The following is a 16,695-nucleotide window of genomic DNA, read 5'->3' as shown; positions in this document are numbered from 1 at the left end:
TTAATCGCCGGCCGCTAGTATCGCGGTCGATCCCTTTTTTCGGAGACGTCATGTTTCGTCCGTTGCTCGCCGCTCTGCCCGTCCTGATGCTCGCCACGCCGATGGTGGCGGCGCAGGCGATCGATCCCAAGCTGAAGGCCGAGTTCGACCGCTCCGACGCCAATCACGACGGCGTGCTGACCCGCGCCGAGATCGACGCGCGCGTCGCACGGATGGACGTCGGCAAGAACAAGATGCCGCCGGGCAAGGCCAAGGCGATCAGCACCGCGTGGTTCAACACCGCCGACGCCAATCACGACGGCAAGGTGACGCCCGCCGAGATGCAGGGCCTGTTCCGTGCGCTGGCGTCGCGATACGACACCAATCACGACGGCGTGGTGAGCCTCGAGGAGCGGACCGCCGCGCGCGCGGCGATCATCGCGCCGGCGCCGGTGCCGGCACCCAAGGCGCGATAAGGCTTCCAAATCGTCCACTTACCGTCATCCCCGCGGAGGCGGGGATCCGTAGACGCTGACGTTGCGCCTCTAGCCGTGTGGTCCGCGCGTATGGATCCCCGCCTGCGCGGGGATGACAGAATGATGTTCTCAGTATCCCCGCAGCTTCCGTTCGCCCTCGAACATATAGTCGCGGGTGATCGGCAGTTCGGTGCGGCTGCGGCTGAACTGGATCTGGAAATTGACCAGCCCGCCATTCTCGAACGCATTGGCCGCGCCGGCGAGGTAGAAGGTCCACATCCGGTAGAAGCGCTCGTCGTACAGGGCGATGATCGCGTCGCGCGCCGCCACCGTCCGGCGATACCATTCGTACAGCGTATAGGCGTAATGAAGGCGCAGCACCTCGACGTCGGTGAGGAACAGCTTCAGCCCTTCGAACGCCGCGATCGTCTCCGACAGCGCCGGATTGTAGCCGCCGGGGAAGATATATTTGGTCGTCCAGTCGTCGGTAACGCTGGGCGGCCCGAGCCGGCCGATCGTGTGGATCAGCGCGACGCCGCTCGGCGTCAGCAGGTCGCGGCATTTGCGAAAATAGGCGCGATATTGCGGCGGCCCGACATGTTCGAACATGCCGACCGAGACGATACGGTCGAACTGGCCCTCGACGCGGCGATAGTCGATCAGCTCGAACTTGACCCGGTCGGCGACGCCCGCCGCCGCGGAACGTTCGCGCGCGATCTTGAGCTGTTCCTCGGACAGCGTCACGCCGAGCACCTCGACGCCGAAATGCTTGTTGAGATACAGCGCCATGCCGCCCCAGCCGCAGCCGATGTCGAGCACCCGCATGCCCGGCCGCAGCGCCAGCTTGGCGGCGATATGCGCGAGCTTGTCGCTCTGCGCCTGTTCGAGGCTGTTGTCGGGATCGGTGTAGTAAGCGCAGCTATATTGTTTGTCGGCGTCGAGGAACAGGTCGTAGAGCCGCGCCGACAGATCGTAATGATGCGCGACGTTCTGCTTCGAGCGGCGCTCCATGTTGATCCGGTCGAGCCGGTGCTTCACCGCGCCGAAGCCGCGCACGAAGGCGGAGGGTTGCAGCGCGTTCTGGCCGTCTTCCCACGCGCTGTTCCGCTTCATCAGCTGGACGAGGCCCATGATGTCGTCGCCGTCGACGGTCATCCGGCCGTCCATATACATCTCGCCGGCGGCGAGCGCGGGGTTGCGGACGATCCGTCCGGCGACGCCATTGTCCTGGAACCGGAGCTGGATATGACCGAGCTCGGGATCGGGCGTGCCGAAGGTGGCGGGCGGTTTGCCGGGACGGTGGAGGGTGAGTTGGCCACGCTTGACGGCGCGGCTGAGGAACATATCGATCAGCGCCATGCGCGCTGCCTTAATCCGCTAGATGCCCGCATACCAATCGTAATCGACATTGTCCTCCCAATAGCCGCCCTTGCCCTTGCCGATGGTGGCGAGGCTGGCGACCGCGTCGATCCCGGTGACGTATTTGGCGTGCTTGTAGCCGAGCTGGCGCTCGACGCGCAGCCGCACCGGCGCGCCGTGCGCCACGGTCAGCCGCGCACCGTTCATCTTGAGCGCGAGGATCGTCTGCGGATGGAACGCGTCGATCGTGTCGATCGATTCGTAATAGGGCTGGCCGTTGTAGAGGTCGGCGCAGGTGAAGACGATGTAGCGCGCGGTGTTGCGCATCCCCGCCGCCTTCAGCACGGTGCCGAGCATCGGCCCCTGCCACTGGCCGATCGCGCTCCAGCCCTCTACGCAATCGTGGCGGGTGATCTGGCTGCGGGAGGGCATCGACGCGAGCTGGTCGAGCGACAGCGCCAGCGGCCGGTCGACGAGGCCGCCGACCTTGAGGCGGTAGCCGGCGAATTGGTCGGCGACCATCGCGGCGTAATCGGGGGTGCCGGGATCGCGCGTGCCATTGGCGCGGAAGATCGGCGACATCTGCTCGCGGGTGAATTCGGGTGCGAGCGCACCTCGGTCCATCAGCGCACGTTGCAGGCCGCGGTGCATGTCCTCGCCGGCGAACAGGATCTTGCGCGCCTGCGGGATCGCGGCGACCTTGTCGCAGCCGGCGAGCAGCAGCCCGGCGCCTGCCGTCAGAAGCGAACGGCGGGGGAGGATCATGCCTCAGGGACCTTCCACTTGCCGGTGATCATCGCGCGCAGTTCGTTGCCCGCACCGGCGAGGATGACGAGCGCGACATGGACGACGATGAAGCCGCCGATCAGCGTGGCGGCGACGAAATGCAGCGAGCGCGCCGACTGGCGACCACCGAACAGGTCGAGCAGCCACGGCCAGGCGGCATCCATCCCCGGCGACAGCGCCAGCCCTGTGAGGATCATCAGCGGCAGCGCGAGGAAGAGGACGAGGATATAGCTCCATTTCTGGAGGCTGTTGTACGCGCCGGGATCGTCGGCGTCGTGGAAGCGCAGGTTGAGGTGATCGCGGACGTCTTCGGCGAGATGCGCAAGGTTGACGTCGGCGCGGCGCAGCGCGAGCTTGCGTGCGAAATGGCGGTTGATCAGGCTGACGATCATATAGCCGAGCAGGCCGAAGGCGAAGACGAGCGCGAACAGCAGATGCCAGCGACGCGAGATGGCGAGATTGTAGTTGGCGGGGATCGTGATCCACGCCGGGAAGCGCGGCAATTGCGCCCAGGCGTGATCGAAATTGGCGCCGTATCGTCCCCAATAGAGCCGCGGATGCGCATTGGAGATGCCGAGCCCGCTGCCGAGCAGGACGACGACCGCGACGGCGTTGATCCAATGCCAGATGCGCGTCGCCAGCGCATGGCGCAGGATGGATGTACCGGGGGCGATTGGGTCCATATCCCATGCATAGCAGTTAAGCGCCCATGATCGAATGGCATTTCTACGAACCACGCGACGGCCACCGGTTGCCGCACGACCCGCTCAACGCGATGGTCGCACCGCGACCGATCGGCTGGATCAGCAGCGTCTCTGCCGACGGCGTGCGCAACATCGCGCCCTACAGCTTCTTCAACGTCATCAATTATACGCCGCCGCTGATCGCCTTTTCCTCGATGGGCTGGAAGGACAGCGTCGCCAATATCGACGCGACCGGCGAGTTCGTCTGGAACCTCGCGACGCGCGATCTCGCCGAGGCGATGAACGCGACTGCGGCGATCGTCCCGCCCGAGGTCGACGAATTCGATCTCGCCGCGCTCGACACGCTGCCGTCGCGGCTGGTCGCGCCGCCGCGGGTGGCGGCGAGTCCGGTGGCGTTCGAATGCAAGCTGACGCAGATCCTGCGCCTCACCGACCGCCATGGCACGGAGCTCGATCAGTATCTGGTGATCGGCGAGGCGGTGGGCATCCATATCGACACCGCGATGCTGGAGGACGGCGTCTACCAGACCGCTCGCGCCCGCCCGATCCTGCGCGGGGGCGGGCCGGCGGATTATTTCGAGGTCACGCCCGAAACACGGTTCGAGATGCGCCGGCCGGGATAAGCGGTCGTCTCAGCCGTAGGCGCGCCAGAAGAACACCGCGGTGGTCACGGTGGTGACCAGCAACGTCCAGCCGCGGATCACGCCGGGCGGCAGGCTGCGCCCGACCAGCGCACCAAGATAGCCGCCGGCGATCGAGCCGATCATCATCGGCAGGCACAAGGCCCATGCCACCATGCCGCTGGCGACGAAGACGATCGTCGCCGCGCTATTGGCGACCGCGAGCATCAGCGTGCGCGGCGCGGCGAGTTCGGCGGGGCTCGCGCCGGTCAGCAGCCCCCACATCGCGGTCAGCATCATGCCGACGCCGCCACCGAAATAGCCGCCGTAGATGCCGAGCAGCGCCTGTCCCGCAACGAGGCTGCGCGGTCCTGCCGAGAAGCGCGCGCTCAGCCAGTCGGAAGCGTGGCGGCCGAGCGCGATCGCGATCGTCGCGGCGAGCAGCAGCCACGGCACGATGACGTCGAACGCGCGCGCCGGCGTCCAGGCGAGCAGCAGGCTGCCAGCGAGCCCACCCATGAAGGTGATGCCGGCAAGCGTCCGCACCCCGACGCCGCCCAGCGGCGCCAGCCCGCCCCGATAGGCCCAGGCGCTCGCGACCGCGCCGGGCTGGACCGCGACATTGCTGGTCGCGTTGGCGACGGTGGAGGGCAGGCCGAGCGCGATCAGCGTCGGCATCGTCGCGAACGAGCCGCCGCCGGCGAGCGCGTTCATTGCCCCGCCGAGCAGACCCGCGCCCGCCGCGAGGGCGAGCGTGACCGGATCAGCCAAGCGCGGCCATCTTTTCGTCGGCTTCGCGATCCATCTGCGCGCGGCTCTTCTTCTCGGCGGCGGTCTTGAGCTGGCCGCAGGCGGCGTCGATGTCGCGGCCGCGCGGCGTGCGCACCGGCGCTGAAATGCCGCCCTCGAAGATAATGTCGCTGAACCGGCGGACGCGCTCGGGCGTCGACGTGTCATAGGCGGCGCCCGGCCACGGGTTGAACGGGATCAGGTTCACCTTGGCGGGCAGATCGTATTTGCGCAGCAGGCGGACGAGTTCGTGCGCTTCGGCATCCGAATCGTTCTTGTCCTTGAGCATCACGTACTCGAACGTGATGCGGCGCGCATTGTTGGCGCCGGGATAGTCGGCACAGGCCTGCAACAGCTCCTCGATGCCATATTTCTTGTTGAGCGGCACGAGTTCGTCGCGCACCTCCTTGGTCACCGCATGCAGCGACACCGCGAGATTGACGCCGATCTCCTCGCCGGCGCGCGCCATCATCGGCACGACGCCGCTGGTGCTGAGCGTGATGCGGCGCTTCGACAGCGCGAGGCCGTCGCCGTCCATCACCAGCTTCAGCGCATCGCGCACCGCGTCGAAATTGTAGAGCGGCTCGCCCATCCCCATCATCACGATGTTGGTAAGCATCCGGCCCTCGGGCTGGCTCGGCCATTCGCCGAGCGCGTCGCGTGCGAGCATCACCTGACCGACGATCTCGCCCGCGGTGAGGTTGCGGACGAGGCGCATCGTGCCAGTGTGGCAGAAGCGGCAGTTGAGCGTGCAGCCGACCTGGCTCGACACGCAGAGCGTGCCGCGATCGGCGTCGGGGATGAACACCGCCTCGTAATCCTGCCCGTCGGGCGAGCGCAGCAGCCATTTGCGCGTGCCGTCGGTCGACACCTGCGCCTCGACCACCTCCGGCCGGCCGATGACAAAGCGCTGTTCGAGCCACGGATGCATCGTCTTGGAGATGTCGGTCATCGCCGAGAATTCGGTGGCGCCGCGATTGTAGAGCCAATGCCAGATCTGCTTGGCGCGCAGCTTCGCCTGCCGCAGCTCCATGCCGGCGTCGAGCAGCGTCTGGCGCAACTCGTCCTTGCCGAGGCCGATCAGGTCGATCCGCCCGTCCTCGCGAAAGGTCTTGGCGCGCGGCACGGGCACGGGATCGATATGGCCCGGAATGGGCATGGGGGGAGCAACGCTGTCGAGCATCGCCGGCATATAGGCGAAAACGGCGTGATTTGCCATGCCTTCGGGAACGCGCGGCGTGGCGGCTAGCGGACGCACCCCAAGGCGGCCGCGTCGATCGCGGTGGCGGCACCGGCGAGCAGGTAGACGTCGGCGAACGGTCTCCCGCCGGTGGCGACCGCCTCGACGCTCATGCTGCGGCCGGAGCGGATCGCGGTGACGATCGCATGATCGCTCGGGCCGTCGGTCGCCCAGGCGTCGAGGCCGTCGGCGGCGAGGTCGAAGCGGCGCTCGCCGACGGTCAGCGTCACCGGTGCCGAACGGTCGCGCGGGCGCGACAGGCGGACGTGGAGCGAAGCCCGCAAACCGCGCCCGGGCCAGGTCGCGACGCTCGCCCAGCCGGTGCTGCGGCCGCCGGCGGTGACCGGCCGCGCGATCGCATAGCAGCGCGCCGGAACCGCATCGCGGAACGCCCCCCAGCTTCGATAGACGCCGATCGTGTCGCGCGCCGCCGCCGGCGCGGCGATCAGCAGCGTGAGGAACAGCACCTTCACGCCGGCGCATGCCCGTTGCCGAGGTGCGCGATCGATTCGCGGCCTTCCTCGATACACACCAACGACCCCTGCGGCAGGCCGGCGGCGATCGGTGCGCCCCATTCGGCATGCGGCGGCGCGCCGGTCATCACGCCGCGCAGCACCCGGCTGGAGATGCCGTGCATGATGACCAGCCGGTCTCCGGGCGCGTCGGTGTCCGCCAGCCAGCCCGAAACGCGCGTGGCGATCTGACGGTAATCCTCGCCATCCGGTGCAGGGCGGAGCAGGCCGTCGGCGGTCACCACCGCGCCGACCGCGTCGATCACCTCGGCATAATAGCGGCCGCCCCAGGCGCCCATGCCGATCTCGACCAGCCGCGCGTCGGTATGCGCCGCATGCCAGTCGAGTTCGAGATGTTCGGCGATGACGCTCAGCGTCTGCAACGCGCGGCCGGTCGGCGACGCCCACAGCGTCAGCGCCGGCCGGACACCGAGCGTCGCGCGCAACGCCCGCCCCATTTCCTCGGCCTGAGCGAAGCCGGCACGGGTCAGCGGCGTGTGCGGATAGTCGCCCTGCAGGCGCCGCGCGGCGTTGAACACGGTTTCGCCATGCCGGCCGATGAAGTCGCGGCCCTGGCGGGCGGGGGCGGGGAGCGTCATACCGTCCGTGTCGGATCGCCGCCGGGCAAAAGCAACGGCTTTCACGACCGTCGGCGTGCCGCGCGCTAACCGAGCGTTAACTGGAATCGCCCGAGGGGTCGGCGCGCTTGCTCCAACCCCTTTTTCGTGGGTAGGACAGGGGGAAACTTGCCCCGGACTCGGGGGACGGGGATTAAGAACATGAAGGCGACCATCGAACGCGCAACGCTCCTCAAGGGGCTGAGCCATGTCCAGTCCGTGGTGGAGCGGCGCAACACCATCCCCATCCTGTCGAACGTGCTGCTCGAAGCGACCGCCGAGGGGCAGTTGCGGCTGATGGCGACCGACCTCGATCTGCAGATCAACGAATCGGTGGCGGCGGCGGTCGACCAGCCGGGATCGACGACGGTGTCGGCGCACACCTTGTTCGACATCGCGCGCAAGCTGCCCGACGGCAGCCAGGTCCAGCTCGCCGCGTCGGAAGGGCGAATGTCGATCGTCGCGGGGCGCGCGCGCTTCAGCCTCGGTACGCTGCCGCGCGACGACTTTCCGGTGATCGCCGAGGGCGAGCTGCCGACGCAGTTCGAGATTCCGGCGGAGACGCTGAAGCAGATCATCGACAAGACGCGCTTCGCCATTTCGACCGAGGAGACGCGCTATTATCTCAACGGCATCTTCCTCCACGTTCAGGACGATGCCGCCGAACCGACGCTGAAGGCGGCCGCGACCGACGGTCACCGGCTGGCGCGCGTGACGCTGCCGCGGCCCGAGGGCGCAGCGGGGATGCCCGACGTGATCGTGCCGCGCAAATGCGTCGCTGAATTGCGCAAATTGCTCGACGAGGTCGACGGTTCGGTCGGCGTGTCGCTGTCCGGGACCAAGATCCGCTTCGACCTGGGGCAGGCGGTGCTCACATCGAAGCTGATCGACGGCACCTTCCCCGATTATTCGCGTGTCATCCCGACCGCGAACGACAAGATCCTTAAGCTCGATCCGCGCAGCTTCGAGGAGGGCGTCGACCGCGTCTCGACGATCGCCACCGAAAAGACGCGCGCGGTAAAGATGGCGCTCGATCGCGACAAGATCACGCTGTCGGTGACCAGCCCCGAGAACGGCACCGCGGCGGAAGAGGTGCCGGGCGAATATGTCTCGCTGCCGTTCGAGATCGGCTTCAACAGCCGATATCTGCTCGACATCCTCGGCCAGATCGACGGCGACGTCGTCGAGGTGCATCTCAACGATGCCGCCGCGCCGACGCTGATCCGCGAGAACGACAAGGCACCGGCGCTCTACGTGCTGATGCCGATGCGGGTCTGATCCGCTGGCCGATGACGGGTTCGCGCTCGACCGGCGGTCGCTGATCGCCGGGATCGGCGTCAGCATCGCCGTACCCGCCGCAGCGACTCGCGTGGCGGCCGAGGGCGTGGCGGCGTCCTCCGACGGCGGGGCGTTCGCGCTTACCGCGGGCGGCGGCGCACGGCCGCTGGCAATCGGCGACGGTCTCGAATGGGTCGTGCCCGATGGCGCCGGCGGTCGGCTGGCCGTCTTCACGCGCAAGGGCGGCGGACGGCTGATCGGCTTCGATCGTGGCTGGCGTCCGCGCGGCGAGGCGGCGACGGGCGGCGGCGAGCCGGTGCATCTGGCGATCGCGCCCGATCGATCGGTGGCGGCGGTGGCCGATTACAGCGGCGGGACGGTGTCGCTCCATCGTCTGCGGGACGGTGTGCCGGGTGCGCCGACCCTGATCCGCCATCGCGGTTCCGGACCGGATGCGTCGCGCCAGGCGGGGCCGCATCCGCATTGGGTGGGATTCGGTGCGGACGGGCGCTGGCTCTACGTAGTCGATCTCGGCGCCGATGCGGTGGTCGCGCACCGGATCGAGCAGGGGCGGTCGGTCGAGACGCGGATCGCGTGGCAGGCGCCGGCGGGATCGGGGCCGCGGCATCTCGCCTGGCATCCGACCAAGCGCCTCGCCTATGTCGTCAGCGAACTGGTCAGCACGCTGACGACGCTGCGGATCGAGGCGGACGGCATGCTGACCGCGCTCGACGTGCAGCCGACGCTGCCGGCGGGGAGCAAGGGCTATGTCGGCCATATCGCGGTCGATCCGCAGGGGCGGCGGCTCTATGCCTCCAATCGCGGGCCGAATACGATCGCGGTGTTCGCGCTCGACGATCCGTTGCGGCCGCGGTTGATCGAGCAGGCGCCGTGCGGTGGCGACTGGCCGCGCTTCTTCCTGTTGCGGCCTGAGGCGGGCGAGATGCTCGTCGCCAACGAGCGCAGCCCGGCGATGGAGGTGCTGCCGCTCGGTCAGGACGGCCGGCTGGGGGCGCCGCGGATCGGACCGGCGGTGCCGAATGCGCGCTTCGCGGCCTGGTAGGGCGGGCGCGATCTATCCCCTGAGTCTCAAGGCACTTCGACAAGCGCAGTGCGAACGGGACGCGCGCGGGTGAGCGGGTTAGCCCGCGGCCAATTGCTCGCGGGCGATGAGTTGCAGCGAGGCGGCGAGGTCGGGGGACAGGCCGAGTTCGTCGGCGGCGCGCTCGGTGCGGCCGAGGGTGCGCGGATCGACGCCGGTGATGCGGCCGAACACCATCAGGGCCTCCAGATAATAGCCGGCGATGCTGGCGTGATATTGGTCGTAGGACCAGAAATTGGTCTGGCCGTAGGTGGTGCCGTCATACGGATTGGGATCGGCGACGCCCGCGGCGAAGGCGCGCGTCCATGCCTGGCCGACCGGGATGACGCCGGTGATCGCCGGATGTGCGCGGCGCGCGCGCTCGGCGGCGAGGCGCAGGTCGTCGGCCATCGCGGCGATGCCGCGGCCATACCAGTGGCCGTTCGGCAGATAGGTCTGGTCGGCGCGGCTCCACGTCGCCATCAGGTCGATGCGGACCGCCGGATTGCGCGCGCGGAACAGCGCCGCCAGCTGGCCGACGCTGCGGATATAGCGGGTCGGGTCGCCGGGGCGGTCGCGGTCGAGCGTGCTGAATTCCTGGAGGACGACCACGTCCCAGGCGCGGTCGAACAGATGGCGGCGCTGGTCGTAGTGGAAGGCGAGGCTCTGGCCGCCCTGCGTCTCGAGGCTGACGGCGTAGCGCAGCCCGGCTTCCTCGGTGAAGAGCTTGAACAATGCCGGCACGCCGCCATAGCCCGCGCCGGTCAGGTCGGTGACGGTGCCGGCGTGCCAGTTGCGCACCGCCGAATGCGCGCCTTGGGTGAAACTGTTGCCGATGAACAGGATGGTGCGCGGCAGGACGACCGGCGTCGGCCCGCGCTGCGCGGCGGCGGCGGCGGCGGTCGGCAGCGCCAGCAGCAGGAGGGCGGCAAGGAGTCGCCTCGGCATCATATGGTCCTTCCGTCGTCGCGCATCGATCGTGCCGCCGTATCGGATGCGGCGGGGGGATGGCCAGCGCTGGATGATGGCATGCGCGTGTGGTTTCGCTAAGAGGCGGCGATGCTGCAATTCTATCGCGACGATCTTGCCCGGCTGGCGGGCGCGGACCGGCTGAGACGGCTGGTGCCGCGCAGCGGTGCCGATTTCACCTCGAACGATTACCTCGGCCTCGGCGCGTCGGCACGGCTGCGCGGGGCGGTGGCGGCGGCGCTCGACCGCGGGGTCGGCATCGGCTCGGGGGGATCGCGGCTGCTGCGCGGCAACGATCCCGAGCATGAGGCGCTGGAGGCGGAGGCGGCGGCGCATTTCGGCAGCGAGGCGGCGCTGTTCTTCGCCAACGGCTATGCCGCCAATGTCGCGGCGTTCGCGACTTTGCCGCAGCCGGGCGATCTGGTCGTGTACGATGCGCTGATCCATGCGAGCGCGCACGACGGGATGCGGCTGGGGCGGGCGCCGCGGGCGGCGGCGGCGCATAACGACGTGGCGGCGTTCGCGGATGCGATCCGCGACTGGCGCGCCGGCGGCGGCACGGGGACGCCGTGGATCGCGGTGGAGAGCCTCTACGGCATGGACGGCGACCGCTCGCCGCTCGCCGAGCTGGTCGCGCTGGCCGAGCGGCACGAGGCGATGCTGCTGATCGACGAGGCGCATGCGACCGGTGTGTTCGGCGAGGGCGGAAGGGGCCTCGCGGCGGGGCTTCACGATCGGCCGAACGTCGTCACCTTGCATACCTGCGGCAAGGCGCTGGGGGCGGAGGGCGGTCTGCTGTGCGTGCCGCACGTGCTGCGCGACATGCTGGTCAACCGCGCGCGCGGGTTCATCTTTTCGACCGCGCCGTCGCCGCTGATGGCGGTGGCGGTGCGCGAGGCGCTGCGCATCCTCGCCGAGGAGCCGGAGCGGCAGGCGCGATTGTGGGCGCTGGTCGCGGCGGCGGAGGCGGCGCTGGGGCGGGCAACGGGATCGCAGATCGTGCCGGTGATCGTCGGCGCGGACGGGGCAGCGGTGGCGCTCGCCGAACGATGCCGGGCGGCGGGATACGACGTGCGCGCGATCCGGCCGCCGACGGTGCCGGCGGGGACCGCGCGGCTGCGCGTGTCGATCACGCTCAACGTCGACGCGGCGGCGATCGCCGGACTGGGGGAGGTGCTGCGATGACGCGGACGATCGTGGTGACGGGGACCGATACCGAGATCGGCAAGACGGTGTTCGCCGCGGGCCTCGCGGCGGCGCTGGGTGCGACCTATTGGAAACCGGTGCAGGCGGGGCTCGACGAGGGCGGCGACGGCGATACGGTGCGGCGGCTCGGCGTCGCAAAGGTGCTGCCCGAGGCGTATCGGCTGACGACGCCCTGTTCGCCGCATCGGGCGGCGGCTATCGACGGGGTGACGATCGATCCCGCGCGGCTGGCGCTGCCGGTGGTCGACGGGCCGCTGGTGGTCGAGGGCGCGGGCGGCGTGCTGGTGCCGCTGGCCGACGATCTGCTCTACGCCGATATGTTCGCGCGCTGGGGGGCGCCGGTGGTGCTGGTGGCGCGGACGGCGCTGGGGACGATCAACCATAGCCTGCTCAGCATCGAGGCGTTGCGCCGGCGCGGCGTGTCGATCCTCGGCGTCGCCTTCGTCGGCGAACCGGTCGAGGACAGCGAGGCGACGATCGCGCGGATCGGCGGGGTGCGCCGGCTTGGGCGGCTGGCACGGATCGCGCCGCTCGATGCGGGCACGCTGGCGCGGGCGTTCGCGGCGGGGTTCAGGACGGAGGATTTCGCATGAGCTCGCCGATCTGGCATCCCTTCACCCAGCATGGCCTCGGCGAGCCGATCCCCACCGTCGTGCGCAGCGAGGGCGCGGTGCTGTTCACCAGGGACGGGCGGCGGATCGTCGATGCGATCTCGAGCTGGTGGGTGACGACCCACGGCCACCGCAACCCGCGGATCATGGCGGCGATCGCGGCGCAGGCGGAGCGGCTCGACCAGATCATCTTCGCCGGCTGGAGCCACGAACCCGCCGAGGCGGTGGCGGCGGGGCTGCTGCGGCTGATGCCGGCGGCGCTGACGCGGGTGTTCTTCTCCGATTCGGGATCGACCGCGGTCGAGGTCGCGCTGAAGATGGCGCTGGGATACTGGCTCAACCGCGGCGAGCCGCGACATCGCATCCTCGTGCTCGAACACGGCTATCACGGCGACACCATCGGGACGATGTCGGTGGGGGCGCGGGGGGCGTTCAATCGGGCCTATGCGCCGCTGCTGTTCGATGTCGCGACGATCCCCTTTCCCGCGGCGGGGGCGGAGCAGGCGACGCTCGATGCACTGGAGGCGGCGTGCCGCGACGCACCGGCGGCGCTGATCGTCGAGCCGCTGATCGTCGGGGCGGGGGGGATGCTGACCTATCCGGCACGGGTGCTTGCCGAGATGCGGGCGATCTGCGCGCGTTATGGCGTGCTGTTCATCGCCGACGAGGTGATGACCGGCTGGGGGCGAACCGGCACGTTGCTGGCGTGCGAACAGGCCGAGGTCGTGCCGGATATCCTGTGTCTGTCCAAAGGGTTGACCGGGGGTGCGGTGCCGCTGGCGGTGACGATGGCGACCGAGCCGATCTATCAGGCGCATTACAGCGACGATCGCGCGCGGATGTTCTTCCACTCGTCGAGCTATACCGCCAATCCGATCGCCTGCGCGGCGGCGGCGGCGAACATCGCGATCTGGGAAGACGAGCCGGTGCTAGAACGGGTCGCCGATCTGGCGGCGCGGCAAGCGGTGCGGCTGGCCGCGTTGCACGGGGTGCGCAATCCGCGTGTGCTGGGGACGATCGCGGCGGTCGATCTGGGTACAGACGGGGCGGATTATCTCTCGGCGCTGGGGCCGCGGTTGCTGGCGTTCTTCAGCGAACGCGACCTGTTGCTGCGGCCGTTGGGGAATACGGTCTATGTGATGCCGCCTTATTGTATCGACGATGCCGATCTCGATGCGATCTATGCGGCGATCGGAGAGGCGGCCGCCAATTGCGGCTGAAATGCGGCAACGTGGACAAGATGGACACCTTAATTGAAACGATCCCCTCCTGATCGTTTCCGTTTTTTGCATCGATGAGAAAGAGCGGTATTCGGTGTTTGTCTGATAGCAGATCGGTGGGGTGTAGGACAGGATCGGGGGCGCCGGTACGGTAGGGTGTGTTCATACGCTCCCGTTTGCCCTGAACTTGTCGAAGGGCCTGAGTCTCACCGTGCTTCGACAGGCTCAGCACGAACGGGTGGGGGCGGGCGGTCTATCTCCGCGCCTCCGCGTGAACCCTTCTTCTCTTCGCGGCTTCGCGGCTTCGCGTGAAAATCTTCTTTTGTGATGCCGGGTATCTATCGGTCGATGGCTTCGGTCGGCGAACCCGGGGTCGACTTTTTTCACGCGAAGACGCGAAGGCGCGAAGAGAAGGAAGAAGGGTTGTTCGCGCAGAGGCGCAGAGGCGCAGAGGTGTTACTCCCGGCGCGGAGCGCCATCTTCACCAACTACTGGGTAGCGAAGAGGCCGCTGACGCGGCCCTGTTCTTCTCTGCGTCTCTGCGCGAACAACCCTTCTTCGCGGGCCTATTCCACGAAGGCGTCGACGGTGAGCCGGCGGCCGCGGAGGAAGGCGTCGGCGACGTGGCGGAGGGGGGCTATGTCGACGTCGCTCTGCCCGGCGCGCACGATCTCGGCGAAGCGTTCGTACAGGCCGGCATATTCGCCGTGCAGCGCCGCCTTGTGCTCGGCCTCGCTGCCGTCGGGCAGGACGAGGCGGGCGCCGCCGTCGTGCAGCGTCAGTGTACCGCGGTCGGTCTCGACCGCGATGTCCCAGCTCTGCGGGCCTTCCTGGCGGAAGTCGAAATCGGCGTCGATCGGCAGACCGGCGTCGTCCGAGAAGCGGATGCGCGCGGCGATCGGCGCGTCGCAATTCGCCGGGAAGTCGAGTTCGGCCTCCTCGATGAAGAACGGCCGCGGCAGGATGCGGGTGACGATCGACAGCGCGTTGATGCCAGGATCGAACACGCCGAAACCGCCGGCTTCGAGAATCCACGCCTGCCCCGGATGCCAGACGCGGATGTCCTCGCGCCAGGTCACCGTCACCTTGGTGATCGTGGCATCGGCGAGGAAGGCGCGCGCCGGCTCGACGCCGGGCGCGCAGCGCGAATGCCAGCTGGCGAAGAGGCTGATCCCCGCCGTATCGGCGGCGGCGCGGAGCTGCGCGACCTCGGCGAGCGTGGCGCCGGGCGGCTTTTCGAGGAAGACGTGCCAGCCCTGCGCGATCGCCCGCGCGGCGATGGCGCGGCGGACCTGCGGCGGGGTGCACAGCGCCACCGCGTCGATCGCGAGGCCGCTGGCGATCAGTTCGTCGATGTCCTTGAAATGCGGCACGTCGGCGATGCCTTCGCCGTGGCGGCTGACCGTGGCGGCGAGGGTGATGTCGGCATTGCCGGCGATCGCCGGGACGTGCTGGTCGTGGGCGATCTTGCCCATGCCGACGAGCGCGAGACGGATTTTCTGGCTCACAGCGCGGTCACCTGAACGGGCGCCGCCTCGGCGAGCGCGAGGGGGTTGCGGAGCGGCAGCGTGAACGGCGCCGCCTGGATCGAGAAGACGTCGCCGGCCTGCGTCTGCACGCCGTCGGCGCACGACAGCGTCGCGGTGCCGAAGAAATGGACGTGGATGTCGCCGGGGCGGCGGAACGAGGCATATTTGAAATGATGGTGTTCGAGATTGGCGAGCGTGTGCGACATGTTCGCCTCGCCGGTGAGGAACGGCTTTTCCCACAGCGTTTCGCCGTCGCGCTCGATGCGGCTGGTGCCCTGGATGTCGGCGGGCGGTTCGCCGAGCAGCAGCTCGGCGCCGAGCGATGCCTGGCGCAGCTTGGAATGCGCGAGCCACAGATAATTGTGGCGCTCGGTGACGTGGTCGCTGAATTCGTTGGCGAGCGCGATGCCGAGGCGGAACGGGGTGCCGTCGTCGCCGATCAGATAGATGCCGGCGAGTTCGGGTTCCTCGCCGCCGTCCTGCGCGAACGACGGGGATAGGAGCGGCGCGCCGGGGGCGACGAGCGACTGGCCGTCGCCCTTGTAGAACCATTCGGGCTGCGCGCCGGTTTGGCCGGGGGCGGGGCGGCCGCCCTCCATGCCTTCGAGGAACAGGCGCATCGAATCGGTCTGCGTGCCGGCGGCGGCGGCCTTGTGCATCGCGTCGCGACCCGCGGCCGAGCCGAGATGGGTGAGGCCGGTGCCGGCAAGCATCAGCCGCGCCGTATCGGGATGGTCGATCGCAGGCAGCAGCGTGCCGGCGGCGAGCGCCTCGGCGAGGTCGACGGTCTCGTCGGAGCGGCGGGCGCGGGCGGCGTCGAGCAGCGACGCGCGCTCGGCGATCGCCTGCGTCGCGAGCTCACGCGTGGTGGTGACGCCGGTGAGGACGGTGGCAATATCCTCGGCGAGCAGGACGCGGCGCGTGCCGTCGGGCAGGCGCTGCTGGAGAAGGCGGGAGGCGGTCATGCGAGATCCTTGGCGGCGGTGACGAACGCCGCGGCATCGCGCGCGACGTCGGCGACGGACTTACCGGCGCGATAGAGGTTGGAGCCGAGGCCGAAACCGTCGGCGCCGGCGGCGCGCCATTGCGCCATATTGTCGGGCGAGATGCCGCCGACGGCCAGCACCTTGAGGTCCTTGGGCAGCACGGCGCGCTGTGCCTTGAGGAAGGCGGGGCTGGCGCCGTCGGCGGGGAAGAGTTTGAGCGCATGGGCGCCAGCGGCGAGCGCGGCGAAGCCTTCGCTCGGGCTGTAATAGCCGGGCAGCGAGACGAGGCCACGCGCGACCGTGGCGCGGATGACGTCGGTGTTGGTATTGGGCGAGATGATGAGTTCGCCGCCTGCGTCGGCGACCTGCGCCACCGCCTCGGGGGTGAGGACGGTGCCGGCGCCGACCATCGCGCGGCCGGCATAGCGCTTGGCCATGGCGGCGATGCTGGTCAGCGGATCGGGCGAGTTGAGCGGCACTTCGAGCAGGGTGAAGCCGGCGTCGACCAGCGCGTCGCCGACCCCCTCGGCCTCGGCGGGGGTGAGGCCGCGCAGGATCGCGACGAGCGGGCAGGCGGCGAAGGCCTCGGCGAACCGGGTGGCGGGATCGGTCATCTGGGTTGCTCCGGAAGAGGGCGAGGGAGAGGCGGACGACGTTCGCCATGATTCGTCACCCCGGCCTCGAGCCGGGGTCCCGCTACCGCGCTACGCTGGAAGAAGCGGGACCCCGGCTC

18 protein-coding genes are annotated in these 16,695 nt (G+C 69.1%); 7 read left to right on the top strand and 11 right to left on the bottom strand.

Annotated elements, in window-relative coordinates; all coding sequences use genetic code 11:
• The first annotated feature begins 50 nt into the window (after positions 1–50).
• Entirely contained in the window at positions 51–455 is a 405-nt protein-coding gene (locus tag AC07U4_RS07330; protein WP_052075572.1) for an EF-hand domain-containing protein, read from the top strand.
• A gap of 129 nt (positions 456–584) precedes the next feature.
• Here AC07U4_RS07330 and AC07U4_RS07325 read toward each other — a convergent pair whose 3' ends face one another.
• From AC07U4_RS07325 to AC07U4_RS07315, 3 genes are read right to left on the bottom strand one after another with little or no spacing between them, the layout of a single operon-like run.
• Entirely contained in the window at positions 585–1,814 is a 1,230-nt protein-coding gene (locus tag AC07U4_RS07325) for an SAM-dependent methyltransferase (protein ID WP_038661600.1), read from the bottom strand.
• Between the two features lie 18 nt (positions 1,815–1,832).
• Positions 1,833–2,579 carry a molybdopterin-dependent oxidoreductase gene (locus AC07U4_RS07320; RefSeq protein ID WP_038661597.1) on the bottom strand — a complete coding sequence of 249 codons (747 nt, stop codon included), beginning with the start codon at positions 2,577–2,579 and terminating at the stop codon, positions 1,833–1,835.
• Positions 2,576–3,283, bottom strand: a complete 708-nt coding sequence (locus AC07U4_RS07315) for a cytochrome b/b6 domain-containing protein (RefSeq protein ID WP_038661594.1) — start codon at positions 3,281–3,283, stop codon at positions 2,576–2,578. Before AC07U4_RS07315 ends, AC07U4_RS07320 begins: the two co-directional genes overlap by 4 nt.
• Positions 3,284–3,309: 26 nt before the next feature.
• Here AC07U4_RS07315 and AC07U4_RS07310 point away from each other — a divergent pair, with 26 nt between their 5' ends.
• Positions 3,310–3,927, top strand: coding sequence for a flavin reductase family protein (locus tag AC07U4_RS07310; protein ID WP_038661591.1), 618 nt, complete (start codon positions 3,310–3,312; stop codon positions 3,925–3,927).
• 9 nt (positions 3,928–3,936) lie between these two features.
• Here the strand turns inward: AC07U4_RS07310 and AC07U4_RS07305 are convergent, their stop codons facing one another.
• The 4 genes from AC07U4_RS07305 to AC07U4_RS07290 form a co-directional block, all read right to left on the bottom strand.
• Positions 3,937–4,695, bottom strand: a complete 759-nt coding sequence (locus tag AC07U4_RS07305; protein WP_283214436.1) for a sulfite exporter TauE/SafE family protein — start codon at positions 4,693–4,695, stop codon at positions 3,937–3,939.
• Complete coding sequence (gene rlmN / locus AC07U4_RS07300; RefSeq protein ID WP_483852552.1) at positions 4,688–5,872, bottom strand: dual-specificity RNA methyltransferase RlmN; 1,185 nt, start codon at positions 5,870–5,872, stop codon at positions 4,688–4,690. The genes AC07U4_RS07305 and rlmN overlap by 8 nt, the downstream gene beginning before the upstream one ends.
• A gap of 86 nt (positions 5,873–5,958) precedes the next feature.
• Complete coding sequence (locus AC07U4_RS07295) at positions 5,959–6,426, bottom strand: hypothetical protein (RefSeq protein WP_495194922.1); 468 nt, start codon at positions 6,424–6,426, stop codon at positions 5,959–5,961.
• The gene (locus AC07U4_RS07290; protein ID WP_495194921.1) at positions 6,423–7,064 is read right to left on the bottom strand and encodes a histidine phosphatase family protein; all 642 of its coding nucleotides are present in this window, start codon (positions 7,062–7,064) and stop codon (positions 6,423–6,425) included. Before AC07U4_RS07290 ends, AC07U4_RS07295 begins: the two co-directional genes overlap by 4 nt.
• A gap of 180 nt (positions 7,065–7,244) precedes the next feature.
• On the opposite strand from AC07U4_RS07290, the gene dnaN reads away from it, so the two are divergent.
• Positions 7,245–8,360, top strand: a complete 1,116-nt coding sequence (gene dnaN / locus AC07U4_RS07285) for a DNA polymerase III subunit beta (RefSeq protein ID WP_137897391.1) — start codon at positions 7,245–7,247, stop codon at positions 8,358–8,360.
• 91 nt (positions 8,361–8,451) lie between these two features.
• Positions 8,452–9,423, top strand: a complete 972-nt coding sequence (locus AC07U4_RS07280) for a lactonase family protein (protein ID WP_495194920.1) — start codon at positions 8,452–8,454, stop codon at positions 9,421–9,423.
• A 78-nt stretch (positions 9,424–9,501) separates the two neighbouring features.
• Here the strand turns inward: AC07U4_RS07280 and AC07U4_RS07275 are convergent, their stop codons facing one another.
• Positions 9,502–10,389 (bottom strand): SGNH/GDSL hydrolase family protein, encoded by an 888-nt coding sequence (locus AC07U4_RS07275; RefSeq protein ID WP_495194919.1) that lies wholly within the window; start codon positions 10,387–10,389, stop codon positions 9,502–9,504.
• 111 nt (positions 10,390–10,500) lie between these two features.
• Between AC07U4_RS07275 and AC07U4_RS07270 the strand changes: the two genes are divergently transcribed.
• From AC07U4_RS07270 to AC07U4_RS07260, 3 genes are read left to right on the top strand one after another with little or no spacing between them, the layout of a single operon-like run.
• A complete protein-coding gene (locus AC07U4_RS07270) occupies positions 10,501–11,595 on the top strand; it encodes an 8-amino-7-oxononanoate synthase (RefSeq protein ID WP_495194918.1) in 1,095 nt (364 codons plus the stop codon).
• Positions 11,592–12,209: a dethiobiotin synthase gene (gene bioD, locus AC07U4_RS07265; protein ID WP_495194917.1), complete on the top strand. Its 618-nt coding sequence runs from the start codon at positions 11,592–11,594 to the stop codon at positions 12,207–12,209. Before AC07U4_RS07270 ends, bioD begins: the two co-directional genes overlap by 4 nt.
• Positions 12,206–13,447: an adenosylmethionine--8-amino-7-oxononanoate transaminase gene (locus tag AC07U4_RS07260; protein ID WP_495194916.1), complete on the top strand. Its 1,242-nt coding sequence runs from the start codon at positions 12,206–12,208 to the stop codon at positions 13,445–13,447. The genes bioD and AC07U4_RS07260 overlap by 4 nt, the downstream gene beginning before the upstream one ends.
• 566 nt (positions 13,448–14,013) lie before the next feature.
• Here the strand turns inward: AC07U4_RS07260 and AC07U4_RS07255 are convergent.
• From AC07U4_RS07255 to AC07U4_RS07245, 3 genes are read right to left on the bottom strand one after another with little or no spacing between them, the layout of a single operon-like run.
• Complete coding sequence (locus tag AC07U4_RS07255; RefSeq protein ID WP_495194915.1) at positions 14,014–14,955, bottom strand: Gfo/Idh/MocA family protein; 942 nt, start codon at positions 14,953–14,955, stop codon at positions 14,014–14,016.
• Positions 14,952–15,941, bottom strand: a complete 990-nt coding sequence (gene araD1, locus AC07U4_RS07250; protein ID WP_495194914.1) for an AraD1 family protein — start codon at positions 15,939–15,941, stop codon at positions 14,952–14,954. Before araD1 ends, AC07U4_RS07255 begins: the two co-directional genes overlap by 4 nt.
• On the bottom strand, positions 15,938–16,576 hold the full coding sequence (locus tag AC07U4_RS07245; protein WP_495194913.1) for a 2-dehydro-3-deoxy-6-phosphogalactonate aldolase: 639 nt from the start codon (positions 16,574–16,576) through the stop codon (positions 15,938–15,940). The genes araD1 and AC07U4_RS07245 overlap by 4 nt, the downstream gene beginning before the upstream one ends.
• Between the last annotated feature and the right edge of the window lie 119 nt (positions 16,577–16,695).

The organism is Sphingomonas sp. GW821-FHT02B09, from assembly GCF_059421875.1.
Note: the sequence above shows the minus strand (reverse complement) of the source record. Positions and strands in the feature narration are given on the sequence as shown.

Excerpts from the sequence above, each read along its gene's own strand:
- AC07U4_RS07275 (WP_495194919.1), bottom strand. The coding sequence starts at position 10,389 with ATGCCGAGGCGACTCCTTGCCGCCCTCCTGCTGCTGGCGCTGCCGACC.
- dnaN (WP_137897391.1), top strand. The coding sequence starts at position 7,245 with ATGAAGGCGACCATCGAACGCGCAACGCTCCTCAAGGGGCTGAGCCAT.
- AC07U4_RS07245 (WP_495194913.1), bottom strand. The coding sequence starts at position 16,576 with ATGACCGATCCCGCCACCCGGTTCGCCGAGGCCTTCGCCGCCTGCCCG.
- rlmN (WP_483852552.1), bottom strand. The coding sequence starts at position 5,872 with ATGCCCATTCCGGGCCATATCGATCCCGTGCCCGTGCCGCGCGCCAAG.
- araD1 (WP_495194914.1), bottom strand. The coding sequence starts at position 15,941 with ATGACCGCCTCCCGCCTTCTCCAGCAGCGCCTGCCCGACGGCACGCGC.
- AC07U4_RS07310 (WP_038661591.1), top strand. The coding sequence starts at position 3,310 with ATGATCGAATGGCATTTCTACGAACCACGCGACGGCCACCGGTTGCCG.
- bioD (WP_495194917.1), top strand. The coding sequence starts at position 11,592 with ATGACGCGGACGATCGTGGTGACGGGGACCGATACCGAGATCGGCAAG.
- AC07U4_RS07325 (WP_038661600.1), bottom strand. The coding sequence starts at position 1,814 with ATGGCGCTGATCGATATGTTCCTCAGCCGCGCCGTCAAGCGTGGCCAA.
- AC07U4_RS07290 (WP_495194921.1), bottom strand. The coding sequence starts at position 7,064 with ATGACGCTCCCCGCCCCCGCCCGCCAGGGCCGCGACTTCATCGGCCGG.
- AC07U4_RS07270 (WP_495194918.1), top strand. The coding sequence starts at position 10,501 with ATGCTGCAATTCTATCGCGACGATCTTGCCCGGCTGGCGGGCGCGGAC.
- AC07U4_RS07320 (WP_038661597.1), bottom strand. The coding sequence starts at position 2,579 with ATGATCCTCCCCCGCCGTTCGCTTCTGACGGCAGGCGCCGGGCTGCTG.
- AC07U4_RS07315 (WP_038661594.1), bottom strand. The coding sequence starts at position 3,283 with ATGGACCCAATCGCCCCCGGTACATCCATCCTGCGCCATGCGCTGGCG.
- AC07U4_RS07330 (WP_052075572.1), top strand. The coding sequence starts at position 51 with ATGTTTCGTCCGTTGCTCGCCGCTCTGCCCGTCCTGATGCTCGCCACG.
- AC07U4_RS07260 (WP_495194916.1), top strand. The coding sequence starts at position 12,206 with ATGAGCTCGCCGATCTGGCATCCCTTCACCCAGCATGGCCTCGGCGAG.